The sequence below is a fragment of the Desulfovibrio mangrovi genome (assembly GCF_026230175.1).
In the GTDB taxonomy this organism is placed as follows: Bacteria; Desulfobacterota; Desulfovibrionia; order Desulfovibrionales; family Desulfovibrionaceae; genus Halodesulfovibrio; species Halodesulfovibrio mangrovi.
In genome coordinates this window covers 2,938,789-2,962,380 of record NZ_CP104208.1, presented here as the reverse complement: position 1 = coordinate 2,962,380, position 23,592 = coordinate 2,938,789, and the positions used below count along the sequence as shown (strand labels likewise).

Genomic DNA, 23,592 nt, shown 5'->3' with positions numbered 1-23,592 from the left:
TCATCCATTGCCCCCCGCCCATCTCCCCCTTTGCGGCAGGGGCCGAACATCAGGTTCAGGAGAGAACATGACGCGCTTAACCACTGATGAACGTCGCGAATTTGTCCGCCTTCCCAAACCATTTTCCGTTCAAGCGTTTGAATTCAAGTTTCCCATGGCTTCCCAGCCGCGCGTTGAAACAACGTGCGTGGATATAAGCAGCGGCGGCCTGTGCCTTGAATCATCCCAACGATTCGATCAGGGTGCCAAGGTGCAGGTGCGTGTGAACATTCCCACCCTCAACAGGTATTCCGGCGGCTTCTACAAGCACCACGAAAACGACATAGACCAGTACCTGAACGCCATTGCCGAGGTGGCGTGGGTGGAACATTCCTACGGAAAATATCTTGTGGGCATCCGTTTCGTGGACATTGACTGGGACACCCAGCAAGCGCTGAAACGCCTTATCGACAAGGCCGTTCTGGAAAGCTAGCCTCCTGTGGCTGACGCCTTCCGGCGAGCGGAAATAGAGTTTAACGATTTTCATCACGCTCCGTTGGCGTTGACCGCAGGCACTGCCCGCACAGGCGGTTGCCCCTCAACCGCTACGGGGCTCGACTATTGCTTGTGGTTTCCGGCCCGTCCGGTGTAACAGGCGGCACAAGGGCGGAACAAGGCAGAACACCTGCACCGTCTGGTTTATTCCACGACAAGAACAGGTTATCATCATGGTTATCATCACCGTTCAGCCGGATCTGACCATTCCCGAAGAAGAATTCAGCTACACGGCCTCGCGCTCCTCAGGACCCGGCGGCCAGCATGTGAACACCACCAGTTCGCGCATTACCTTGCGGTTCGATGTGCAGAACTCGCCTTCGCTCAGCGACTGGCAACGGGCGAAAATTCTCGAAAAGCTCGCTGGTTACATAGACAAGGAAGGGGTTCTTGCGATTTCCTGTGAATCGCAACGCAGCCAGCATGCAAACCGCAAGGAAGTCCTGGACAGATTCATTCAGCTTGTCCAGAAGGCCTTGAAGAAGCTGCCTCCACGCAAGGCCACACGCCCCACGCTCGGCTCAAAGAACCGCAGAATCACCGCAAAGAAACAGCGGGGCAGCGTCAAACAGATGCGCGGCAAGGTCCGGGACGAGTAGGGCAGGGTTACAGCCCCAATACAAGCAAAACGCGGGGTAACGCATAACTTGGTGACCATGCCACCGAGCTTTGCGTTACCCCGCGTTTTTTACATCGTAAGCCAACCGTGAATGCCCCGGAAACAGGCGCTTCCGTCTGTATGGGGTTCTCCGGTCGGGCAACCGCCCCTTCCGCACTGCCCATACGCCTCGTGGATCTTCCCGAGAATCGATTACTCAGCCTTCACCCCTTCAGACTCCTGCTGTCCGGCAGGCTCCGGCAGCTCGGCGGGCTTTTGCAGTTCAGCAATGGCGCGGGCGGCAACGGCAATACCGTTCCGATTCCAGTGGGTGTCATCTGGCCACCAGAGCAGCTCCCGGCCACTGTTCCACAGGGCTTCTGCCTCGGTGCGCAGGGCATCCGTAAGATTGTAGCAGGGAATCTGCGCCTCGGCGCAGGCAGCCTTCAGAGCATTCCAGTCCGCATCGGGCAGGGTGGTTGCATCGTTGGTCATGAGCAGCGGGGCGTATACTCGGTACTTGGTGGGGATGAAGAATATGCCGTCCACACTGTCCTTCAGGGCTCTGATCAGCACAGGAAACACCGGACCGGCGGCGCACTCTGTGCGACGGCTTTCCTGCACATGGGGGGCGTAAAAGGCCATGCTGATATTCTCGAGCGGCAGAATGCTCACCTCTCTGGACATCTCGGCCGCCCTGAGTTTTTCCATCTGCAGGTTGCAGAACTTGCCCATGTCCGTAGTCTGCATAAACCGCGCATAGCGTTGCAGAACAGGGCGCAGCGAATCCTTGTAGCGGCCGAAATCATCCCCTTCGAACAGGAAGAGATACACGGCCCCCGTGTGTTCCTTCGCATACGCCTGCACACGGACAGCATAATCATACAGATCGCCGGGTGCCCCCAGAGAATAGGCGGAAATGCCGTGCTCCCTGCCGAGAACCACAGCAAGCGTATCGGCCTGCGTATTGCCGCTGCCTGCGATAAAGCCATCGCCCACCAGTATCACGTCATCAGCCGCAAGAGGCCGGTTGTTGCGGAAGCCGAGACTGTCCGTGCGGAACTCCACCTCGCGCGGAGTGCGGGGCACCATCGGGTCGGCGGTGATGCTGCCGAGATCGCCGGAAACCTGCGTCGTGGCAACATCCATGTCCGGCCTGAACTTCAGGGTATCCAGTTCCATGTCATACGCTGCAAGAATGCGTTCGGGCGCTTGCCCGTTCTTGCCGAGCAGCCCCAGCATGGTGATGCTGCCCCAGATAAGCAACGTCACCACAAAGAACGAGCCCACAATGCTGAATCCGGTGCGCTGCGAGACAAACAGAAAGATCATGAACGCCAGACCGAACAGATAGGCAAGAGCATGAGCGCTTGCCAGACCATACAGCGCAACGCCCTGCGTGAGCATCGCCGCTGCCGCCAAAGCCAGAAGAATGCGAATGAACATGGTGTTCCGTTCCTGAAGCTAGCGGCCGGAGACAGTGCACCTGCGCCCGTTGCAGACAGCACGTCGTACCGACCTTGTTAATAGCCATGCCGACCCGCAGAATGCTGACCGGAACTCAATGGATATACCGGGTTAGCATAGTATGCGGGCACCGAGGCGTCAAACAAACGGAGAATTAAAACTGGTTTTTTGCCGGAATATGAGCCGATTGCCATAACCGTGCGGTGGCAATGGATATCTAGATTTTTTCAAAAGAGTGTGGATTTTTTATCTGGATTCAGTTAAGAATACTTCCTAGTTAGTTTCAGAGTCATTGAAATGCTTAATTAATAATTTCACATAGTTAGGAATCGAACTCCCATGGCAGCACTGAAGGTACCAGCAGACGTAAAACCCGCGGAAATCAATGCCAACGCCGAGATCGTGCTCTCCAAGCGGTACTACCGCAAGGGCCCCGACGGCAAACCCACAGAGAATGCCACGCAGATGTTCTGGCGCGTGGCTTCCGCCATTGCCGGCGAAGAGAAGAAGTACAAGAAGAGCACGGTCAAGCCCGATGCTCTTTCGAGGGACTTTTACGACCTGATGACCAGCTGGAAGTTCCTGCCCAACTCGCCCACGCTGATGAACGCGGGTACTGATCTGGGCCAGCTTTCCGCCTGTTTCGTTCTGCCCGTGGGCGACTCCATCGAAGAGATTTTCGATGCCGTGAAATACGCGGCCATGATCCACAAGTCCGGCGGCGGCACGGGTTTCTCCTTCTCGCGCCTGCGTCCCAAGGATGCCCGCGTGGGCTCTACGGGCGGCGTGGCCTCCGGTCCCGTATCCTTCCTGCGCATCTTCAACACCGCCACCGAGCAGGTAAAGCAGGGCGGCACCCGCCGTGGCGCGAACATGGGCATTCTGCGCGTGGATCATCCCGACATTCTGGAATTCATCAAGGCCAAGGAAAGAGAAGGGGAGTTCAACAACTTCAACTTCTCCGTGGCGCTGACCGAAGACTTCATGAAGGCCGTAGAAAAGGGCGAGGAATATCCCCTTATCGCCCCGCACACCCAGAAGGAGCGCGGTCGCCTGAACGCGCGTGAAGTGTTTGAGCTGCTGGTGCGCAAGGCATGGGAAAGCGGCGACCCCGGCATCGTGTTCCTCGACCGCATCAACCGTGACAACCCCACGCCCAAGCTCGGCGAGATCGAATCCACCAACCCCTGCGGCGAGCAGCCCCTGCTGCCGTACGAAGCCTGCAACCTCGGCTCCATCAACCTTGCCACGGTGTTCAATGCCGAGAAGGATGCCGGTGTGGACTGGGACGAGCTCAAGCGCGTTATCCACCTTGCCGTGCGCTTCCTCGACAACGTCATCGACGCCTCCCGCTTCCCGCTGGAACGCATCACCGAGATGGTGCACACCAACCGCAAGATCGGCCTCGGCATCATGGGCTGGGCGGACCTGCTGTTCCAGCTGAAGATTCCCTACAACAGCCAGGAAGCCGTGCACCTTGCCGAACGCGTCATGGAGTTCATTCGCAACGAAGGCCGCGCAGCCTCCAAGCAGCTTGCCAAGGAACGCGGCGCCTTCCCCGCCTATCCGGACTCCATCTTCGCTGCCCGCGATCTCGGGCCGTTCCGCAACGCCACCGTAACCACCATTGCCCCCACGGGCACGCTCTCCATCATTGCAGGCTGTTCCTCCGGCATTGAGCCGCTGTTTGCGCTCTCCTTCGCGCGCAACGTCATGGACGGCCAGCGTCTGGTGGAAACCAACCCCTATTTCGAAACCGCACTGCGCGAAGAAGGCTGCTGGTCTTCCAAGCTCATGGAAAGCGTGGTGGCCAAGGGCTCCGTCCAGAAGATGGAAGACATTCTCCCGGAATCCCTGCGCAAGGTGTTCGTCACCGCCATGGATATTGAGCCTGTATACCACCTCAAGATGCAGGCCGCCTTCCAGCACTTCACCGACAACGCCGTTTCCAAGACCGTGAACTTGCCTCACGATGCCACTGTGGACGACATCCGCAACATCTACTGGATGGCCTACGAACAGGGCTGCAAGGGCGTTACCGTCTACCGCGACGGCTGCCTCACCTCGCAGGTGCTCTGCACGGGCGATTCGAGCAAGAAGGACGATGAACCCAAGGACAGCTCCGCCGCCGTTCCCTTCGTCTGCCCCAAACGCGAACGCCCCGACATCGTTTACGGCTTCACCCAGAAGGTGCAGACCGGTCTCGGTGTGCTGTACGTGACCATCAACGAAGTGGAAGGGAAACCCTTCGAACTGTTCACCACCATCGGCAAGTCCGGCCGTTCCATCACCGCCAAGGCGGAAGCCATCGGCCGCCTCGTCTCCCTGTGCTTCCGTGTGGGTGTGGAACCCGAAGATATCGTGAAGCAGCTCAAGGGCATCGGCGGCGAGCATCCGGTCTTCCAGAAGAAAGGCCTGCTGCTCTCCATTCCGGACGCCATCTCCTGGATTCTCGAAAACCGCTACATGAAGTCCAAACTGGCCGTGCACGGCGCAAACGGCCTCGCACGCCAGAGTTGCCCCGAATGCGGACAGGAACTCGTGTTCGAGGAAGGCTGCAACAAGTGCTATTCTTGCGGCTACACCAAGTGCGGCTAGCCCGAACAGCTTCACCCGTCTGACGCAAACAAGAAAGGAGCCTGTAAGTAGTTACAGGCTCCTTTTTCATGATCGGCTCAAAATAGGTGGCTTCAGTCTCACCCCACGGGTCCACGCTGTTCACCGGATCATCAACGCAGTAATCTCACAGGTCGCCATCGCCGCGCATATCGCGGGCAGGCCAATGCAGATAAGGGCGGCGGTGAAACGGCCCAGTTCGGGGGAGTAGTCACGGTAGCCGAAGCGGATAAGGCCCGTGTGGCGGTCCACAAGGCCGGAGGCAAAGCCAACAGGCAGGAATAGTTCGGGATTGGAGTCGCTCAGCATGGTGCCGAAGCTATCATATGCCATATCCTTTATCAACTTGCCGCCACAGGCATCCGCCAACACCACCAGCTTGAGCGAGCCGATCTGGTCGAAGCCGAGACGGTAGTTGGCGGCACCGCGCGGGTGCTCCATGGTAACAGCGACAGCGCTTTGGCCTTCTTCATAATGGAACAGACAACGGGTGCCGCGGGTGTGGTCAATCCATGCGCCGAGGCGCAGGGAATCCTTCCAGATGTAGGACTCCGCCAGCACGCCGTTCACGTGCTTCTCCACAGGGCCGAGCGCTGAACCATAGTAATAGGTAATCTGTGTGCCGTCGGGCAGGATCACGCTGTCCAGACGGGTGTCCGCGCCGTAGCTGAAGGTGGTGATCTCCGCACCCTGTCCCGTGCTACGGATGCGGCGACAGAGGGAGCCTTCAGGCGTGTATTCATAGATGGTGTCGCCCGCCTGCACCAGCCTGCCCGCAACGTCATAGACCAGTTCACGCTTGCCGCGGCACATGGTCGCATCCGCCACGCGCTGACCATGCTCATTGTAGACATATTGCTCCACAAGCTGACCGTTCAGCCATGCCTTGGTAAGGTGCCCCTGTGCATCATAAGCATAGCGGTATTCCAGCGATCCGCTGCCGACGCCTTCCACCTTGCGGACGATGCGGCCTTGGGTGTCGCGCTGCAACACAACATACAGCACGGACGAACCGGATTGGATGGCGGGTTGCACAGGAGCGGCATTGCATTGACCTTCCCACATGCCGGGCAGGGAAACGCTGGGAGTTCCCAAAGTTATTCAAAAAATCTATCAGCCTAAAATCCATACCCTGGATGCCCGGCCTTGTGCTTTCGACTTTGCTCAAGGCTGCCCCATGCCTGCCTTCACCCGCCGGAAACGGAGTATTTTTACAAACGCAGAAAAAAAGGGTAAGAAACAAACGGCCCTGAAAACCCGATCCCAACACGTTCATCTGGATCATATGCTCAAGGTACAGCACCTCTCGCACAACTTCGGTACGCACTGGGCGCTCAAGAACTGCTCCTTCCATCTGGAGAAGGGCGATTTTCTGTTCCTTTCCGGCCCTTCCGGCGCGGGCAAGACAACCCTGCTCAGGCTGCTGTATGCCTCACTGCCCGTACAGCGCGGCAGCGTAGAGGTTGCGGGCTTCGACCTGAAGAAGCTGCGCAGCAGTCAGGTGCCGTTGCTCCGGCGGCAGGTGAGCGTGGTCTTTCAGGACTTCAAGATTCTTCCGCACCGCACGGTCTACGACAACGTGGCCATTGCCCTTGAGGTACGCTGCCTGCCCCCCCAGCATATAGATCGCCGTGTGCGCGCCGTGGTGCGCGGGTTGGGCCTTGAAAACCGCATCGGCCTGTTGTGCGGCGAGCTTTCCGGCGGTGAGCAGCAGCGTGTGGCCGTGGCGCGTTCCATTGTGGTGAACCCGCAGATTCTGCTGGCGGACGAGCCCACGGGCAATCTGGATCCCGAGCTTTCCCGCCGCATGATGGATATTTTCAAGCAATTCCACACATATGGAACCACGCTTGTGCTGGCAACGCACAGTCCCGAACTGATTGCCCAGCACCCCAAGGCCAAGCTGCTGCGGCTGGACGACGGCAAGATCACCGAAGCCAACTGGCCCGGGGCCGTCATTGAAAACTGTACGGACGACGATGAAACCTGCGCTGTTGGCCGCTCCAACGGCCTGCGCCTTCGCTCATAGGAATCGCCATGTTCGGAGTCTTCTGCAAACTGTTCGCCCGAGGCATCCGGGATTTCGGCCTGCATCCGTGGGCACAGATGCTCACGCTGGCCGCCGTGACGCTGGTGACCTTTCTCTCCGGCTTCTTTCTGCTGTGCTTCGCCAACCTGAATGAAGAACTGAACATCACGCGCGGCGAGGTGGTCTATCAGGTATTCTGGAAGCCCGACACGAGCATGGAGCTGGTTCAATCCCGCTGGGATGAAATGCGCCATCTGCCGTGGCTGACCGAAATGAAGACCTTTACCCCTGCCGAGGCACTGGAGGCGCTGCTCAAGAACTCCGGTAACGATCGCGGCGGAAAAACGCTCTCTGCGCACGCAGGGTGGCTTAAAGACCGCAACCCGTTGCCGCCCACGGCCATGCTGCATTTCTCGCCGCACGAGGCCGATCTTGAGGCATGGAGCAAGGCCACACGCCAGTACCTTGAAAAGCTCCCCGGCGTGGAGACCGTGCGCGCCAATCCGCTCAAGGACGATCTCACCAAGGCATGGAAGACCTTCGCCAACTCCGTCATGTGGCCCATCATCGGCTTTCTGGCGCTGGTGCTGGCGCTCATGGTGGGCAACACCATCAAGCTTTCTCTCGTGCACCGCAGCGACGAGATCGAAATTCTGCAACTGGTGGGCGCGCGCAACTGGTTTATCCGCCTGCCCCTGCTCGTGACCGGCGCCCTGCAGGGAGCCATCGGCGGCATCTGCGCCGTGGGCCTGCTTTGGCTTGCATGGTACCACCTGAAAGATGTACTCAACTTTTCTCCGCTGTTCATGGAGCTGCATTTCCTGCCCCTTGAACAGAGTGTATTGTTGGTGGCTCTACCGGCCCTTATGGGCTTTGTCAGCAGCTGGATCGCTGTAAGAAACTAGGTGTCATAGCCGCAGCAATCAGTTTGAACTGTTCCTCCCACAGCACCCCGCCAAGCCGGAATAGTCTTTGAAGCACAGAAATTCCGACGCTATTCGAGGGTGCAGGCCTTCAGTCGTCAGCCGAATCTTTGAGGCTAATGAATGAAGAGAGCCGAGCGGGATCATCTCCCTGCCCGCCGGAGGCAACATTCATCCTGATCCGCCTGCAACACCGCAAGATTCGGGTACCGCAAGAGTACCGAAAGGACACCGCACATGCGTAGCAAGAAGATGACCCACGGGCTTGAAAAAGCGCCCCATCGTTCGTTGCTCTATGCCCTCGGGCTTACCCGCGAAGAGATTGCCCGCCCCCTCGTGGGCGTGGTGAACGCCGCCAACGAGATTGTTCCCGGCCACATCCACCTAGACACCATTGCGGAAGCGGTGAAGGCCGGTGTGCGCCATGCAGGCGGCACGCCCATTGAATTTCCGGCCATCGGCGTTTGCGACGGCCTTGCCATGAACCATGAGGGCATGCGTTTCTCGCTGCCCAGCCGCGAGATCATCGCCGATTCCATTGAGATCATGGCCACCGCGCATCCCTTTGACGCGCTGGTGTTCATTCCCAACTGCGACAAGTCCGTGCCCGGCATGCTCATGGCCATGCTGCGCATGAACGTGCCTTCCGTCATGGTCAGCGGCGGTCCCATGCTTGCGGGCGAAAAGTCCGGCGTGCGTTCCGACCTTATCACCGTGTTCGAAGGTGTGGGCCGCGTGAAGCAGGGCAAGATGACCGAGGCCGAACTGGAAGACCTTTCCGAATGCGCCTGCCCCGGCTGCGGCTCCTGCGCGGGCATGTTCACGGCCAACTCCATGAACTGCCTTTCCGAGACCATAGGCCTTGCGCTGCCCGGCAACGGCACCACGCCTGCCACCACGGCTGCGCGCATCCGCCTTGCCAAGAAAGCGGGCATGAAGGTCATGGAACTGCTGGAACGCAACATCAAGCCGCGCGACATCGTCACCGAAAAGGCCGTAGCCAACGCCATGGCCGTGGATATGGCGCTGGGCTGCTCCACCAATACAGTGCTTCACCTGCCCGCCGTGTTCCGCGAAGCTGGGCTTGATATCAACCTCGACATGTTCAACGAGGTTTCCAAGCGCACTCCCAACCTGTGCAAGCTCTCTCCCGCAGGCGAACAGCATATTCAGGACCTGCACCGCGCCGGCGGCATTCCCGCCGTGATGACGGAACTGCGCAAGAAGGACCGCATCAACCTCGACGTCATGACCGTTACCGGCAAGACGCTGGGTGAGAACCTTGAAGATCTGAAGGCCGAGAACCTCGACCCCACCGTCATCAAGCCCATCGACGCCCCCTATTCGCAGGAAGGCGGCATCGCCATTCTGCGCGGCAGCCTTGCCCCCGACGGTGCCGTGGTAAAGCAGTCCGCCGTGGCTCCCGAAATGATGGTTCGCACCGCCACCGCGCGCGTGTTCGAGTCTGAAGAAGCCGCCTTCGAGGCCATCATGGGCCAGAAGATTAACAAGGGCGACGCCATCATCATCCGCTACGAAGGCCCCAAGGGCGGCCCCGGCATGCGTGAGATGCTCTCGCCCACGGCCGCCATCGCGGGTATCGGCCTTGGCGCGGACGTGGCCCTCATCACGGACGGCCGTTTCTCCGGCGGCACCCGTGGCGCGGCCATCGGCCACGTTTCCCCGGAAGCTGCGGACGGCGGGCCCATCGCCTTCGTACAGGAAGGCGACCAAATCGAGATCAACATCCCTGAGCGCAAGCTGAACCTCCTTGTGGACGAAGCCACCCTTGCCGAGCGCAAGAAGGACTGGAAGCCCGTGCAGAAGGAGATCACTTCGCCCCTGCTGCGCCGCTACAGCCGCATGATCAGCAGCGCCGCCAACGGTGCTGTGTACAAGTAGGCTATCCTGCTGATAAAGAATGAAAAACCCCCGTCGGATATTCCGACGGGGGTTTTGTTTTTCAATGGCTATAAATCGATAAAGCCGTGTACTGTTCGTATTACGCAAACACATACATAGCGCAAACTAACAAGCAACATGCCTTACGCCGTGACGTAATAAACTCCGGAGAGCACGCCAAGTGCCAATCAATACGGCCTAGCGCCCGACCATCTTCCGCGTGGTTTCGGCCACTTCCTGCAGCCATGCGGCACGCTCTTCGGGGGTGCTGTCTGCGATGATACTGAACATACGGCGGTGGCTCTTCTCAATACCGCAGAAGCCGAACACGCACTGAATCCAGATGTTCTCCAGCGGATCGCCGAAGTATTCCTTCTCGCGGGTATCTTCGGTGTTGGAGGTGTTGAAGACCACACCGGTCTTGCCTGCCAGCTTGCCGATGGGCAGACCGCCACCGCTGTCATCCGGCGGAAAATCGTAGGCGTAGGGCGGACGGATGACCCTGTCCACGTAGCCCTTGAGAATAGCGGGCGGCTGGCCCCACCAGTTGGGATGCACAAAGAACAGCACGTCGGACTCCATGAGCTCCATGGCATACTGCCGCACCAGCGCATCCTGCGTGGGCTTTTTACCCAACTCCTCCACGGTGAGCACGGGATCAAAGCGTTCGGCATAAAGATCGTGCGCAAAGAAGGGGGTATTCAGGGATGCAAGGGTCTCACAGATGGTGTTGTAAATCGCGTGATTGAAGCTCTTCGCATATGGATGCGCGAGAATGACGCTCACTTTCATGAAATGTCCCTCCAGATGTCATGCTGATGGGGAGGAGGTATCCGAGTTACCGTTTTGGTCGGCAGCCTGCTTGGCCAGATGCTCCTCCCTGTGATGGAATCTGGCATAGCGTGTATCTTCCGCGAGAATGTGGTCTATGAGCCAACTCTTCAGAAAGGCGAGCACCTCGTTGGCCTCTATCTCCTGATGATGGAACAGACGCCGTTGATACTCACGCACATCCCTCTTCAGCTTGGCGTGGAACACCCTGTGTTCCTTCAGTCTGGGATACCCCATGCCATGCAGAAACGCCTCTTCATCGTTGAAGTGAACCACGGTGTATTCCGAAAGCTCGTGAAAAAGCTTCTGCAATTCGCTATGCGACTTGCCGTGCCGGATGGCTATGAGCAGTTGGTTGCACAGACGGATCAGCATCTTGTGCTGACTGTCGATCATCTCAATTCCCAGACTCAGTTCATCTGACCAGACAATATTCGGCATGAAACCGCTCCTCTGTTACATACAGGAAGATTCCACATCCCTTATGGCTTAGTGAACCATGTCATCATTCTTTTTCAGATGGTCATCGCGATGATGATAACGCCCTATGGCCCTGTCCTCACCCAGGATATGCTCGATAAGCCATTTGCGCATGAACGCAAGCACCTCATCGGGATTGATTTCCTCCTGATGGAAGAGGCGGTTCTGATAGGCCCGCACCTCACGCTTCAAGATGACATGGCTCTCCCTGTGCTCCTTGAGCTTGGGATACTTGAGTTCCTCCATGAACTTTTCTTCCGCACTGAAGTGATACACCGTGTACTCGGAAAGTTCATGAAAAAGAGCCTGCAGCTCGCTATGCGACTTGCCGCGCCGGATGGCTATGAGGAGATGATTGCACAGACGGATCAACATCTTGTGCTGCCTGTCGATCATGTCAATTCCCAGACTCAGTTCATCAGACCACACGATGTTCGGCATAGTGTTCTCCCGCAAACGCTATGAACAGTTCTCCCACTCAGATTCGATATGCTTCTCCGGACATACGGTCTTACCCGGCATGGACATGATACCTGTTTGCCCATCAGAGATGGGAATGTCGTCAGGGCTGCCTATGCCTCGTATATCCTGTTGATGAAGTTATACATTTCTACAGGATTCTCGTCCTTGCCGTTAATCGTCAAGTGTTCGATAAGCGCCACATTATTCCCGCGTGGCGTAGTGGTCTGTTCCACCAGCACAGCCAGTGAATAGGGGTCTGACAGTTCCTTCTGTTCCAGCAGCATGAGCCAGCCGTTGTCGGTCAACTGCCACTGCATGGTGAAACGCTGGTTCCCCTCGTAATGGCTCATGAGCATGGCCTTCAGGTCATTGATGTTGAAGCGGCCGCGAGTTCTGCCCGCCACTCCCAGAAATTCACCTTCCGGCGACTGGATCACCAGTGGCATGGTCAGCAGGGTGCGAGGAGGTTCCTGCACCATGGACGAAATCTCTTCCTGCGCAGGTTCTTCCGCATCAAAGATGAATCCGGCGTCGGCCTCCGCTTCTGCCGCAGTTGCGTCCACAGCTCTTTCCGCTGCCCCGGCTGTCGCTTCACCAGCCTCCAGATCCTGCTGATCAGGTTCCTCACCTGCTTCTCCGGAGCCCGTCGGCGCGGCGGCGGTTTCCATGGTGTATTCGCTCACATCTCCATAGGCATTGCGAATACGGATAACCTTGCCCTGATGGACACCCTGTTCTGAGGCCTGCACGGGTGCGGCAGCCATCTGCTCAAGGCGTTCAAGCAGGCCGGTAGCGCGCTCCAGCCATGCTTCCATCTCAGAGCCCATGCCCCCGGCAACGCTGCCTGCACCGGCACCCTGCGGGTCCAGCTTCTGCAGACGGGCATCCATGCTCTCCAGCCTGCGGGCTATGGCGTCCTGCTTCATGGTCAGGTTCACCATGCTCTTGGCAAGATTGCTCAGGGCCTGCGTGTAGTCTTCCGGCAGCTCCACCTCTACGGGGCCTGCGGGCATTACCGGTTCGGCTGCCCTGATCTCCTCATCCTGCATTTCTTCCGGCAGGGGAGGGATCCATGAATATTCCTTTTCAAGCCTCGTGCGGACCTCCGGCACAGACATGCCCCTGCTGAAAAGCTCGCGGATGCGCAGGCAGACCTTGCCCGCTTCTCTGGTGAAGCGGATGGGCTTGCCGTCGTTGGCAACGGGAATGCAGTCGGGGAATTTGCGGCGGTAGCTCTTGATGGTCGTTTCGGAAACGCCGAGCATGCGGCCAAGGTCTCTGTGGGTAAGCGTGTTGTCGCTCATCGTAACCCTCATAACGGCTTGATTGTGCTAGATCGTAACCCATCGATAAGTCTTTGCGCATCCCCAGTCAAGCAAGTAAATGTTACCCCCGTGAACGACAGTGAACAAAAATGAAGCACCACACAACCAAACAGAATTGGTTACGCACCCATTACAAGACTTGAAGCATCCTGCAAGGCACGTTACACTCTCATCACTTGCCCGTAATCCACCCTTACGCATACATCCGAGGATACACATATGCCCTGCAAGCTATTCTCCGTGCGGCCCGCAACTGCCGGTCGTGGTCTCATGCCCGTTGTCCTGAGCTGCCTGTTCGCATTCTGCCTGCTGATTACAGCATCCCCAGTATCTGTGGCATCTGCGGCATCTGCGGCACAAATCTCCCTGGCCGTGGTGACCAAGCCCGGTTCCGCGCAGTACATCGCCGCCGAGAAATTCGCGCAGCTTGTGGAAGAACGCTCCAGCGGTGCAACCACCGTGAAGATATTCCATTCCGGCTCGCTGGGAACAGAAACCGAAATGCTCCAGCAGATCCAGCTCGGCGCCGTGCAGATGGGTATCATCACCCTCGGGCCCTTCGACACCTTCGTGCCGGAAGTGAAGGTGGTGGCCTTCCCCTTCCTGTTCAAGGACCACGACACCGTGGACCGCGTTCTTGACGGTCCCGTAGGGCAGGATATCCTCAAAAAGCTGGAGTCTGCCGGCTTCAAGGGGCTTGCCTTTTCCGAAAACGGCTTCCGCCACCTGACCAACTCGCGCCAGCCCGTGCATACCGCCAAGGAGGCAGAAGGGCTGAAAATCCGCGTCATGGAATCCACCTTCCACAAGGAACTCTGGCGCGCACTCGGGGCAAATCCCACCCCCATGGGCTGGCCCATCTATTCCGAACTGCAGCAGCACACCATAGACGCGCAGGAAAACCCGCTCTGGGTGCTCTCCGTGTACAAACTCCATGAGGTGCAGAAGTATCTGTCCCTGACCGGTCACGTCTATTCGGCGCACATAGATATCGCCAACCTCGCCTGGTTCAACGCGCTGCCCAAGGATCAGCAGATTCTCATCGCCACCGCCATGCATGATGCCGCCTTGTATCAGCGTGCCTTCAACCGCTCGCAGGAAGCAGCCTATCTCGAAGAAATGCGCGCCAACGGCATGGTCGTGGATGAACAGCCTGATCTGGCCAGTTTCCGAGAGCGTGTGAGCAGCCTGAAGGATATGGAAATGTACGCAGCCCCCGCCACCCGTGCGCTGCTGGACAGGATTCTGGAAGCCGCCAAGTAGGACTGGAAATTTTGTAGTTTTTTTCGAGAGATGATTTGGGTGTCGTATTTAGCAGGGGGACAGCCTCCGGCGGGCAGGGGATAATCCCCTGCACCCTTGCAAGCGAGCCCTTTCGTGCCGGTACAGACAGTTACGGCTTATTGGGGGGTATGTCGCAGGCATAGGGAACACCCTTACCTGATGGTCGCTGCGCATCCCCTCTCTTTTATGAACGGCGTAGTTGTCCCATTTTCACACATCCCTGTCAGCCAACTAGACCAGTTCACGAAACATCCTATTGGAACATGGCGGCAGGCTTCATCAAGCCACTGCCAATAACGCACAAGAGCTGTTCATAACAGCAATAACACACCAAAATACTAGATAAAATTTTACAAACACTACGAACATGTCCAGTGTTTCCACATATTGCACACGTGCCCTGGCGCTGCTGAATCACCTGAGCGCCTATGCGGATACTGTTTGCCGCGTCATCCTGTTCGCATCCTGCGTCGGCATGGCGGGCGTTATCGGCGCGCAGGTGTTCTTCCGCTACGTGCTCAACGCATCACTCTTCTGGTCAGAGGAACTCGGCAGGGTTCTGCTCGTGCAACTCACCTTTTTCGGTGCGGCTGTGGCCTACAGAGCCGGAGCGCATATCGGGGTGGATACGGTGGTCTGCCGCCTTTCGCCTGTTGGTAGGAACATGGCTGCGCGGTGCACGCATCTGGCAAGCCTGTTCCTTTTCGTGGTCATGGCCATCTATGGATTTCAGTTTGCGGAGTTCCTGTCCGTGCAGATGACCACCACCCTCGGCGTTTCCAAGCGTGTTCCCTTTATGGCCGTACCGTTCAGCGGCTGCATCATGGCCTTGCACTGCCTGTGCTTTCTCTTCGGTCCCGTGAGCAAGGCTCCCTGCTACGGAAACAAGGACGAGAATACGTGTGAGGAGGGCAGGGCATGACCGTGGTGCTGTTCGGCCTTCTGGTGCTGCTTTTCGCGCTGAATACGCCCATTGCCGTGGCTGTGGGGGTAAGTGCCGTGGCAGCCTTCATGCTGCAGGGCGACATGAACCTGATGCTGGTCACCCAGCGCATGTACGCAGGGGCGGATTCCTTTCCGCTCATGGCCGTGCCCCTGTTCATGATCGCAGGCAACCTCATGGGGGCAGGCGGCATATCCCGCCGCATTGTGCGTCTTGCCGACGCGCTGGTGGGGCATCTTCCGGGCGGGCTTGCTGCGGTTTCCGTACTTTCCGCCATGTTCTTCGCGGGCATTTCCGGCTCTGCTGCGGCTGATACCGCGGCCGTAGGAGCCATTCTCATTCCTGCCATGGTGAAACGCGGCCATTCTCCGGCCTTCGCCGGAGCAGTGCAGGCCGCGGCCGGCTCCATCGGGGTGGTGATTCCGCCGTCCATTCCCATGATCATTTTCGGCGTGCTCACGGGCGCGTCAATCGGAAAGCTCTTTGCAGCAGGCATCGTGCCCGGGCTGCTGGCGGGCCTTTCGCTCATCACCGTGTGCTTGGTGCACGCCAAACGACACGACTGGCAGCCGGAACACGCATTCTCCCTGAAGGAAGTGTTCAGCGCATTCAGGCAGGCCCTGTGGGCGCTGGGCGCACCGGTAATCATCCTCGGCGGCATCATGGGCGGCATATTCACGGCAACGGAATCCGCCGCCGTGGCCGTGTTCTACGCACTGTTCGCAGGGCTGTTCATTTACCGGGAAATCAGCTTCAGGCAATTGCCTGCACTGTTCCTGCAGGCGGGAATCACCTCCAGCATCATTCTGTTCATTATCAGCGCGGCATCTGTCTTCTCGTGGTACATGGCCATTCAGGACATTCCCGCAGGCATCGCCGCATGGCTCACGAGCATCACCACCCATCCCGTGCTGCTGCTCCTGTTGATAAACTGCCTGTTGCTGCTGGCCGGCACCATTCTGGAAACCACGGCCGCCCTCATCCTGTTCGTACCCGTGCTGCTGCCCCTGCTGCCCGCACTGGGGCTGGACGTGGTGCATCTCGGCATCATCGTGATCATGAACCTTGCCATCGGCATGCTCACGCCGCCCATGGGCGTCTGCCTCATCGTCTCCTGCTCCATCGCCTCCACAAGACTGGAAGCGATAACACGAGCCATCCTTCCCTTCCTGCTGGCGCTGATCATCAATCTGGCTCTGGTCTGCCTTGTGCCGGATATTGCCCTGACGCTTCCACACATGCTTTTCAACTAACAGAATCAATACACTAGATTCATTGACGAAACACCATCGTCACCCATCGATAAGCCACCAAACAAAAAGGCCTGTCCATTTTGGACAGGCCTTTCGTTATTCTATTTCTATTTCAGCTAGTTGACGGTCTTAGGAACATCAAGTGTTCCTACTGTGGTCTTTGGCTGCAGCTTGGGACGCATTTCCTGCACCAGCGCCTTGAATTCATCCATCTGCTTCTTGCTCACGGGTTCGGAGCGCGGGCTGATGACCTTGCGCGGATTGATGTAGGTGCCGTTCTTCTGGATGCGGAAGTCCAGATGAGGGCCGGTAGCGTAGCCTGTGGCGCCCACGTAGCCGATTACATCGCCCTGACGAACGCGCTTGCCGGTCTTGAGCCCTCTGGCGTAGCCGGAAAGATGCAGGTAGCCGCTTTCATAGCCATTGCTGTGGCGAAGCTTGATGTACTTGCCGGCCGCATTGTCGCGGGCGATCTTGATGACCGTGGCGTCACCGATGGCATGCACTGGCGTACCCGTGGGGGCAGCGTAGTCGACGCCATGGTGGGGACGATAGGTCTTGAGTACCGGATGCAGGCGGCTGTTGGAGAAATTGGAGGAAATACGCTGGAAGGAGAGGGGAGCCTTGAGGAAGGCGCGGCGCAGGTTGCCGCCCTCGGCGTTATAGAACTGGTACACGCCGTATTCGTCCTTCATGCGGAAGCCTTCGTGCAACTCTCCCTGATTGGTGAAGGAGGCGGCAAGAACGCGCTTGTAGCCTTTGAACTCACCGTCACGGTAACGCTTTTCCACAACTGCGGAAAAGGAATCACCGGTGCGCAGATCGCGGATAAAGTCGATTTCCCAGCCGAAGATGTCTGCCATGACGATGGCCAAAGAGGCGTTTTCGCCCGCTTCCTCAACAGCTTCGAACAGGCTGGAATTGATGGTGCCTGCAATGGACACCGTCTTGTAATCATAGGGAATGTCATGCAATTCCGCAGTGAAGGAAGGAGCAGACTCAGCGCTCTCCTGCTTCTTCTGCGGGGTAACGGTGAGATACTTGTCGGCATCTATTTCGTACTCAAGACGGGAGACTGCCCCGTCTTCAGTGTACACGCGGTATGGCTGGCCCGCACGAAGCTGTCGGAGCGGGAAAACGGGTTTGCATATCTGGGCCAGCTCATGGATTTCAGCGGGATTGAACCATTGGGCAAGAATGGAGGAGGCAGTGTCTCCGTTCCCAACTATGCCGGGGTGCACGGCTTTCACAGGACCCTGAGGCACTACCTGAGCAGGTTGCTCAACCGGCTTCTCCTGTTCCGCGGTGGCGACCTGTTGTGAGGGGGAATCCGAGCCCGTATTGAAAATGCCTGTAAACACCGCCAGAGAGGCGGCAAGGATGAAACACCCGGCTATGGCCAGGTATTTTTTACGCTTGGAATCAGTGGAGGTAAAACGGTATCTGTTTGTCATGCCGTGATAATTTACACACCGTGTACGAGGCTGAGGTACATGAGCGAAAGTGCGGTAATGGAAACCAGTGCCGTAGTAGCCCACATGTAGATGCGCAATTCTCTTAAAGTCCGGCGCATTGCGGGGTGCATGAGTGCGTGTTCGGTTACGCTTGAGGTGGGATGTATCATGCAATCCTCCCTGAGCAAACTGTTTCTTATTTGGCCTAGTGTGACGGTATTCCACAGTCTAATGAATGTCTAGACTTTTCCACAATTAATAAAACCCTCGAAAAAAGCCTAATTCTTTATGCCTGTTGCGTGATTTGCCATTCTGCTTGGCTTGAGTATGGTTTTCTGCTATGCATGTCGGGTTGTTGTGTGCCGATCGGGGTGGCTTTTTCCACACCCCGCAGACTGGAATTCCCACGGCTGTTCATTACTCCCTGTTTCCTCGTAACCCCCGATTGCGGCAAAGAAATTCACGTGCTCAAGAAAGCCCTCCGAGACCATCTTTCCCACACCTTTTCCGATCAGGCCCTGCGCCAGTGGTACGATCCGCTGACGCTGGTGATGAGTGCCACGGAAAAGCGGCTTTCCGTGTATTTTCCGCATCCCTTTTTCGCGCACTGGTTTCAGCAGAATGCGCAAGGCGCCTTTGAAAACGCCCTGCGCGAATATCTGGACGAAGGGTACAAGCTCGACTATTCCACGCGCGCCTCTGCCAAAGCAGGCGGCAGAATGCCTGTTTCTCCCGCTTCTGCGCGGATCAAGAATCTGGATATTCCTTTCGGACAGCAGTTCACCTTCGAAACCTATCTGCACAACCGCAAAAACGAATTTCCCATTGCCAGCGCCCGCGAAGTGGTGAAGCAGGGGGCCCCGAAATACAATCCCTTTGTCCTGTGCGGCCCCAGCGGTTCCGGCAAAACGCACCTTCTGCGCGCCATGGCCAACGAGATTGCCCGCCACACGGACCCTGAATCCATCTTCCTTGGTACGGTGGAAGATCTGGCCGCCCTGTATGCCGTGGAATATGAAGGCGATCTCTACGGCGCACGCAGGCACCTTTCCCGCTTCGCCTATTTCCTGCTGGACGATGTGCAGCGCTTCAAGGATTTCCCCCTGCTGCAGGAAGAGATGGTCATCATTTTCAACATGTTCCATGATGCCGGAAAGCAGATGATCTTTACGTCTACCGGGATAGTCTCGGGGTATGATTTTCTGGATGCCAAGCTCAGATCGCGGCTGGAGTGGGGCCTTATCGCCCAGATAAAGCCGCAGGATCTGGATATCCGCGTGCGCTTCGTGCAGCAGCGGCTCAAGCATGACAGGCTGCGCATTTCCAAAGAACAGACCTTCATGCTCTGCCAGCGCTTTCCTGATTTCCGGAACCTGCAGGGCATTCTGACCAAGCTTGCGGCTTACCGCGATCTCATGAGCAGGGAAGTGACGGACAAGGATTTCGAGCAGATTCTTGCCCACACGGATGACAAGCAGGGCAGCTCCATAACGCCAGATACGGTCATAGCCGTCATTTCCGAGCATTTCGGGCTGCACGACAAGGACATCACCGGCACCAAGCGGCACCAGAAGATAGTGCAGGCCCGCCAGCTGGCCATGTTCATATGCCGTCAGCTGCTGGGCAGTTCCTATCCTTCCCTCGGGCGCATCTTCGGCGGAAAGGACCATTCCACGGCCATGTACGCTGTTAAAAAAGTTAAAGAATTACAGGATAGTAACAGAGATACGAAAATTTTGGTAACCGAGTTGAAGAAAAAGTGTCTAACCAGAGACAGTTAAGAAAAAGCGCACAGGTTACGCAATGACGGTGCATAAAATGTTACCGACATTGTTACCGATAAAATTCATGAAAATCAGATAGATAGTTCTAGTAGAAACAAAGGCACACCCCCTACTACTATTACAAGGAGATCATAATGCATTTAAGAGTATTCAAAGAAGACGTGATTGACGGTCTCCAGAAAGCCGCGAATATCATTCCTGCCAAAACCGGCGCTGCCTATTTGCGGTCCATCTGGCTCAAAGCGGAAGCAGGCGCTCTGCATGTGCTCTCCACTGATTCCAATATCGAGTTCCGTGGCCGGTATACCGGTGAAGTCATGGAAGAGGGCCTTGCCGGTGTGCAGGGTCGTGCCTTTGTTGATCTGCTCAAGAAGCTTCCCGCAGGCGAAATCACCCTTCGTCTGGACAAGGATGCAGGCAGCCTGCAGATTGAGCAGGGCAGAAGAAAGTACAAACTGCCTGTAAACGATGCCACCTGGTTCCAGAACTTCTCCGACTTCCCTGAAGACGGTTCCGTTTACTGGTCCGGCGACTTCGTGCAGGAACTCATCGACAAGCTGGCCTACTGCATCTCCGATGAAGACACCATGGAGGCTATTGCCTGCATGAGCATGAAGCCCATGGCCAACGGCACCATCGAAGCCTGCGGCCTGAACGGCCATCAGTTCTCCATGCAGCGCTTCATGAACGATGAACTGCATGCCATGCTGCCGCAGGACGGCGTTCTGGTGCAGAAGAAGTACCTCGGCGAACTCAAGAAGTGGCTGGGTGGCGACGAGATCGAGCTGAACATCGACAACAAGCGTCTGTTCTTCCGTCGTGGAGACAAGCGCGAGACCTTCAGCCTGCCTCTTTCCTACTATCAGTATCCTGATTACAACAATTTCCTTTCCAAGCTGCATGCCCCCGAAGTGGGCACCCTTGAAGTGGACAGAAAGGAGATCATCGAGGCGCTCGACCGTCTGCTCATTTTCAACACGGAAAACAACCGTTGCACCTACTTCACCTTTACCGGGGCTGAAGTGGATCTTTCTTCACAGGGTCAGGAAGTGGGTACGGCCAACGAAGCCATCGAAGCCCAGTATCAGGGCGACATCAAGCGTATCGCCTTTCCCACCCGCAACCTGATCGAAATTCTCAATCACTACCAGTCCGAGACCCTGAAGTTCCTGCTCACGGGTTCTGAAGGCCCCTGCGGCCTGCAGGGCAATGATGACCCCGAATACACGGTCATCATCATGCCCATGAAGATAGTGGAAGAGACGTACTACAGCGAGGAAGAAGTTTAATGACCAGCGCTGGAAGCAAACAGCAGTATACTGCTAACAGCATTACCGTTCTTGAGGGGCTTTCGGCTGTCCGCAAGCGCCCCGCCATGTATATCGGCAGTACGGACGTGCGCGGCCTGCACCACCTTGTGTACGAAGTGGTGGACAACTCCATCGACGAAGCCATGGCCGGCTTCTGCGACAAGATCACCGTCAAGGTGCATCTGGATAACAGCGTCACCGTGCGCGATAACGGCCGTGGCATTCCCGTGGACATCCATCCCAAGGAAGGACGTCCCGCGGTGGAAGTGGTCATGACCGTGCTGCATGCAGGCGGCAAGTTCGACAGCGACACCTACAAAGTTTCCGGCGGTCTGCACGGCGTGGGTGTTTCGTGTGTTAACGCGCTGTCCGAATACCTTGAGGTGACCATTGACCGCGACGGCTACCGCCATCATCAGCGGTATGAACGCGGCGTGCCCGTGAAGGGTGTGGAACGCATCGGCGAAAGCGACCGGCGCGGCACCACTGTGCGCTTCCGTCCCGACGAGGAGATCTTCGAGACCAACCAGTTCGTCTACGACGTGCTCAAGAAGCGCTTCGAAGAACTGGCCTATCTCAACTCCGGCCTGACCATCGAGTTTCTTGATGAGCGCACCGGCGATACCGACACCTTCTTCGCGGAAGGCGGCATCCGTCAGTTCGTCAAGGACCTGAACTCCGGCGAAGGCGGCATCCATTCCATCATCTACGGTTCCGGCAACGGTACCGGCGATCAGGAAAACATCTTTGTCGAATACGCCATTCAGTACAACGCAGGGTACAAGGAAAACTTCCTCACCTTTGCGAACAACATCCGCACCAAGGAAGGCGGCACGCACCTGCAGGGCTTCAAGACCGCGCTGACCCGTGCCATAAACACCTATATTCAGGGATCGGATCTTCCCAAGAAGCTCAAGATCAAGCTTTCCGGCGATGATGTTCGTGAAGGCCTGACCGGCGTCATCAGCGTGAAGATTCCCCAGCCCCAGTTCGAAGGGCAGACCAAGACCAAGCTCGGTAACAGCGAAGTGGCCGGTCTGGTGGCCGGTCTGTGTTACGACCATCTCATGACCTTCTTCGGCGAGAACCCCAAGGACGCCAAGATGGTCATTGAAAAGGCCGTGGACGCCGCCCGCGCACGCGATGCCGCCCGCAAGGCAAAGGATCTTGTGCGACGCAAGGGTGCCCTTGGCGACAACTCCCTGCCCGGCAAGCTGGCCGACTGCCAGTCCAAGGATCCTGCCGAATCCGAACTGTTCATCGTGGAAGGTGACTCCGCTGGTGGTTCTGCCAAGCAGGGCAGAAACCCCGGCACACAGGCCATTCTTCCGCTGCGAGGCAAGATTCTGAACGTGGAGAAGACCCGCTTCGACAAGATGCTGGCCAACAAGGAAGTGAAGGCCCTCATCACTGCCATGGGCGCAGGCATCGGCGAAGAGGATACGGATTACGACAAGCTGCGCTACCACAAGATCGTCATCATGACGGACGCCGACGTGGACGGCGCGCACATCCGCACGCTGCTCCTGACCTTCTTCTTCCGTCAGTATCCCGAACTGATCACGAAGGGCTTTCTGTACATCGCGCAACCGCCGTTGTACCGCGCCCATTCCTCCAAGTTCGAGAAGTTCATCAAGGACGATGCCGAGCTCAACGCCTTCCTGCTGAACCGCATTGCGGACGACGTGGTGCTGCACGGCGGCAACGGCGTTACCTCCACCGGCATGCAGCTCAAGGAACTGCTCAAGGTTATTGAAACCATTCAGGGCAAGATCGCCGAGGTGGAGAACATCAACATCAGCCAGGAACTGTTCCTTACCTTCCTGGATTACCCTGTGCGTCTCTTCCCTGAGAACTTCGTGCATGAGAGCGAGAACGGCTTCGGCGAGTTCCTGCAGGAGCGCGGTTACACCGTGCGTCATGACATCGAGGAAGACGAGATCGAGCGTCGCGTCTGGCTGGTCTTTGAGGACCAAAACGGGCACCGCACCCGCATAGGTACCGAGTTCTTCAACTCCAAGCTCTACAAGCAGCCCTACATAGCCCTTGATGACATCCGCAAGATGTTCGGCGGGCTCACCTTCAGGGCTGTGCGCAAGGAAGTTGAAACGGAACTGCCCGACATCTTCTCCGTTCTGGACTATGTGCTGCAGGAAGCCCGCAAGGGCATCAGCATTCAGCGATACAAAGGTCTTGGTGAAATGAACCCCGAACAGCTCTGGGTGACCACCATGAATCCTGAGAATCGCATCCTGCTTCAGGTGACCGTGGAAGACGCCGAGGATGCCAGCGACATCTTCGAGCAGCTGATGGGCGACAGGGTAGAGCCCCGTCGTGAGTTCATCGAACGCAACGCCCTGAGCGTGCATGATCTGGATATTTAAAACGAGGCCTGAA

The 23,592-nt window shown here is 57.3% G+C and carries 20 protein-coding genes; 12 read left to right on the top strand and 8 right to left on the bottom strand.

The window, feature by feature from the left end; all coding sequences use genetic code 11:
- The first annotated feature begins 67 nt into the window (after window positions 1-67).
- Window positions 68-472: a PilZ domain-containing protein gene (locus tag N1030_RS13335; protein WP_265825968.1), complete on the top strand. Its 405-nt coding sequence runs from the start codon at window positions 68-70 to the stop codon at window positions 470-472.
- Window positions 473-707: 235 nt separating this feature from the next.
- On the top strand, window positions 708-1,133 hold the full coding sequence (arfB, locus tag N1030_RS13330; RefSeq protein ID WP_265825967.1) for an alternative ribosome rescue aminoacyl-tRNA hydrolase ArfB: 426 nt from the start codon (window positions 708-710) through the stop codon (window positions 1,131-1,133).
- Window positions 1,134-1,345: 212 nt separating this feature from the next.
- Here arfB and N1030_RS13325 read toward each other — a convergent pair whose 3' ends face one another.
- The gene (locus tag N1030_RS13325) at window positions 1,346-2,578 is read right to left on the bottom strand and encodes an alginate O-acetyltransferase AlgX-related protein (protein WP_265825966.1); all 1,233 of its coding nucleotides are present in this window, start codon (window positions 2,576-2,578) and stop codon (window positions 1,346-1,348) included.
- Between the two features lie 360 nt (window positions 2,579-2,938).
- Here N1030_RS13325 and N1030_RS13320 point away from each other — a divergent pair, with 360 nt between their 5' ends.
- Window positions 2,939-5,197 carry a vitamin B12-dependent ribonucleotide reductase gene (locus tag N1030_RS13320; protein ID WP_265825965.1) on the top strand — a complete coding sequence of 753 codons (2,259 nt, stop codon included), beginning with the start codon at window positions 2,939-2,941 and terminating at the stop codon, window positions 5,195-5,197.
- A 120-nt stretch (window positions 5,198-5,317) separates the two neighbouring features.
- On the opposite strand, the gene N1030_RS13315 is transcribed toward N1030_RS13320, so the two are convergent.
- A complete protein-coding gene (locus tag N1030_RS13315) occupies window positions 5,318-6,310 on the bottom strand; it encodes an RHS repeat domain-containing protein (RefSeq protein ID WP_265825964.1) in 993 nt (330 codons plus the stop codon).
- Window positions 6,311-6,500: 190 nt separating this feature from the next.
- Between N1030_RS13315 and ftsE the strand changes: the two genes are divergently transcribed.
- The 3 genes from ftsE (at window position 6,501) to ilvD (ending at window position 10,069) form a co-directional block, all read left to right on the top strand.
- The gene (gene ftsE / locus N1030_RS13310; protein ID WP_265825963.1) at window positions 6,501-7,244 is read left to right on the top strand and encodes a cell division ATP-binding protein FtsE; all 744 of its coding nucleotides are present in this window, start codon (window positions 6,501-6,503) and stop codon (window positions 7,242-7,244) included.
- Between the two features lie 8 nt (window positions 7,245-7,252).
- Complete coding sequence (locus N1030_RS13305; RefSeq protein ID WP_265825962.1) at window positions 7,253-8,149, top strand: cell division protein FtsX; 897 nt, start codon at window positions 7,253-7,255, stop codon at window positions 8,147-8,149.
- Window positions 8,150-8,404: 255 nt separating this feature from the next.
- Window positions 8,405-10,069 (top strand): dihydroxy-acid dehydratase, encoded by a 1,665-nt coding sequence (ilvD, locus tag N1030_RS13300; RefSeq protein WP_265825961.1) that lies wholly within the window; start codon window positions 8,405-8,407, stop codon window positions 10,067-10,069.
- 198 nt (window positions 10,070-10,267) lie between these two features.
- Here the strand turns inward: ilvD and N1030_RS13295 are convergent, their stop codons facing one another.
- From N1030_RS13295 to N1030_RS13280, 4 genes are all read right to left on the bottom strand, one after another.
- Window positions 10,268-10,861 (bottom strand): NAD(P)H-dependent oxidoreductase, encoded by a 594-nt coding sequence (locus N1030_RS13295; RefSeq protein ID WP_265825960.1) that lies wholly within the window; start codon window positions 10,859-10,861, stop codon window positions 10,268-10,270.
- Window positions 10,862-10,879: 18 nt separating this feature from the next.
- Window positions 10,880-11,341 carry a bacteriohemerythrin gene (locus N1030_RS13290; RefSeq protein ID WP_265825959.1) on the bottom strand — a complete coding sequence of 154 codons (462 nt, stop codon included), beginning with the start codon at window positions 11,339-11,341 and terminating at the stop codon, window positions 10,880-10,882.
- A gap of 48 nt (window positions 11,342-11,389) precedes the next feature.
- Window positions 11,390-11,821: a bacteriohemerythrin gene (locus tag N1030_RS13285; protein ID WP_265825958.1), complete on the bottom strand. Its 432-nt coding sequence runs from the start codon at window positions 11,819-11,821 to the stop codon at window positions 11,390-11,392.
- Window positions 11,822-11,952: 131 nt separating this feature from the next.
- Complete coding sequence (locus N1030_RS13280; RefSeq protein ID WP_265825957.1) at window positions 11,953-13,146, bottom strand: MerR family transcriptional regulator; 1,194 nt, start codon at window positions 13,144-13,146, stop codon at window positions 11,953-11,955.
- Window positions 13,147-13,386: 240 nt separating this feature from the next.
- Between N1030_RS13280 and N1030_RS13275 the strand changes: the two genes are divergently transcribed.
- From N1030_RS13275 to N1030_RS13265, 3 genes are all read left to right on the top strand, one after another.
- Window positions 13,387-14,430 carry a TRAP transporter substrate-binding protein gene (locus N1030_RS13275; RefSeq protein WP_265825956.1) on the top strand — a complete coding sequence of 348 codons (1,044 nt, stop codon included), beginning with the start codon at window positions 13,387-13,389 and terminating at the stop codon, window positions 14,428-14,430.
- 388 nt (window positions 14,431-14,818) lie between these two features.
- On the top strand, window positions 14,819-15,373 hold the full coding sequence (locus tag N1030_RS13270; protein WP_265825955.1) for a TRAP transporter small permease: 555 nt from the start codon (window positions 14,819-14,821) through the stop codon (window positions 15,371-15,373).
- Window positions 15,370-16,647 (top strand): TRAP transporter large permease, encoded by a 1,278-nt coding sequence (locus N1030_RS13265; RefSeq protein ID WP_265825954.1) that lies wholly within the window; start codon window positions 15,370-15,372, stop codon window positions 16,645-16,647. The genes N1030_RS13270 and N1030_RS13265 overlap by 4 nt, the downstream gene beginning before the upstream one ends.
- Before the next feature lie 116 nt (window positions 16,648-16,763).
- On the opposite strand, the gene N1030_RS13260 is transcribed toward N1030_RS13265, so the two are convergent.
- Complete coding sequence (locus N1030_RS13260) at window positions 16,764-18,101, bottom strand: peptidoglycan DD-metalloendopeptidase family protein (protein WP_265825953.1); 1,338 nt, start codon at window positions 18,099-18,101, stop codon at window positions 16,764-16,766.
- 11 nt (window positions 18,102-18,112) lie between these two features.
- Window positions 18,113-18,271, bottom strand: coding sequence for a hypothetical protein (locus tag N1030_RS13255; RefSeq protein WP_265825952.1), 159 nt, complete (start codon window positions 18,269-18,271; stop codon window positions 18,113-18,115).
- 294 nt (window positions 18,272-18,565) lie between these two features.
- On the opposite strand from N1030_RS13255, the gene N1030_RS13250 reads away from it, so the two are divergent.
- The 3 genes from N1030_RS13250 to gyrB all read left to right on the top strand — a co-directional run bounded on the left by N1030_RS13250 (window position 18,566) and on the right by gyrB (window position 23,579).
- Window positions 18,566-19,882 carry a DnaA ATPase domain-containing protein gene (locus tag N1030_RS13250; protein WP_265825951.1) on the top strand — a complete coding sequence of 439 codons (1,317 nt, stop codon included), beginning with the start codon at window positions 18,566-18,568 and terminating at the stop codon, window positions 19,880-19,882.
- Window positions 19,883-20,019: 137 nt separating this feature from the next.
- Window positions 20,020-21,174, top strand: coding sequence for a DNA polymerase III subunit beta (dnaN, locus tag N1030_RS13245; RefSeq protein ID WP_265825950.1), 1,155 nt, complete (start codon window positions 20,020-20,022; stop codon window positions 21,172-21,174).
- Window positions 21,174-23,579, top strand: coding sequence for a DNA topoisomerase (ATP-hydrolyzing) subunit B (gene gyrB, locus N1030_RS13240; RefSeq protein ID WP_265825949.1), 2,406 nt, complete (start codon window positions 21,174-21,176; stop codon window positions 23,577-23,579). Before dnaN ends, gyrB begins: the two co-directional genes overlap by 1 nt.
- The last annotated feature ends 13 nt before the right edge of the window (window positions 23,580-23,592 follow it).

What these genes read in the sequence shown, in the direction of transcription:
- N1030_RS13335 (WP_265825968.1), top strand. Translation starts at nt 68, where the DNA reads ATGACGCGCTTAACCACTGATGAACGTCGCGAATTTGTCCGCCTTCCC.
- arfB (WP_265825967.1), top strand. Translation starts at nt 708, where the DNA reads ATGGTTATCATCACCGTTCAGCCGGATCTGACCATTCCCGAAGAAGAA.
- N1030_RS13325 (WP_265825966.1), bottom strand. Translation starts at nt 2,578, where the DNA reads ATGTTCATTCGCATTCTTCTGGCTTTGGCGGCAGCGGCGATGCTCACG.
- N1030_RS13320 (WP_265825965.1), top strand. Translation starts at nt 2,939, where the DNA reads ATGGCAGCACTGAAGGTACCAGCAGACGTAAAACCCGCGGAAATCAAT.
- ftsE (WP_265825963.1), top strand. Translation starts at nt 6,501, where the DNA reads ATGCTCAAGGTACAGCACCTCTCGCACAACTTCGGTACGCACTGGGCG.
- N1030_RS13305 (WP_265825962.1), top strand. Translation starts at nt 7,253, where the DNA reads ATGTTCGGAGTCTTCTGCAAACTGTTCGCCCGAGGCATCCGGGATTTC.
- ilvD (WP_265825961.1), top strand. Translation starts at nt 8,405, where the DNA reads ATGCGTAGCAAGAAGATGACCCACGGGCTTGAAAAAGCGCCCCATCGT.
- N1030_RS13295 (WP_265825960.1), bottom strand. Translation starts at nt 10,861, where the DNA reads ATGAAAGTGAGCGTCATTCTCGCGCATCCATATGCGAAGAGCTTCAAT.
- N1030_RS13290 (WP_265825959.1), bottom strand. Translation starts at nt 11,341, where the DNA reads ATGCCGAATATTGTCTGGTCAGATGAACTGAGTCTGGGAATTGAGATG.
- N1030_RS13285 (WP_265825958.1), bottom strand. Translation starts at nt 11,821, where the DNA reads ATGCCGAACATCGTGTGGTCTGATGAACTGAGTCTGGGAATTGACATG.
- N1030_RS13280 (WP_265825957.1), bottom strand. Translation starts at nt 13,146, where the DNA reads ATGAGCGACAACACGCTTACCCACAGAGACCTTGGCCGCATGCTCGGC.
- N1030_RS13275 (WP_265825956.1), top strand. Translation starts at nt 13,387, where the DNA reads ATGCCCTGCAAGCTATTCTCCGTGCGGCCCGCAACTGCCGGTCGTGGT.
- N1030_RS13270 (WP_265825955.1), top strand. Translation starts at nt 14,819, where the DNA reads ATGTCCAGTGTTTCCACATATTGCACACGTGCCCTGGCGCTGCTGAAT.
- N1030_RS13265 (WP_265825954.1), top strand. Translation starts at nt 15,370, where the DNA reads ATGACCGTGGTGCTGTTCGGCCTTCTGGTGCTGCTTTTCGCGCTGAAT.
- N1030_RS13260 (WP_265825953.1), bottom strand. Translation starts at nt 18,101, where the DNA reads ATGACAAACAGATACCGTTTTACCTCCACTGATTCCAAGCGTAAAAAA.
- N1030_RS13255 (WP_265825952.1), bottom strand. Translation starts at nt 18,271, where the DNA reads ATGATACATCCCACCTCAAGCGTAACCGAACACGCACTCATGCACCCC.
- dnaN (WP_265825950.1), top strand. Translation starts at nt 20,020, where the DNA reads ATGCATTTAAGAGTATTCAAAGAAGACGTGATTGACGGTCTCCAGAAA.
- gyrB (WP_265825949.1), top strand. Translation starts at nt 21,174, where the DNA reads ATGACCAGCGCTGGAAGCAAACAGCAGTATACTGCTAACAGCATTACC.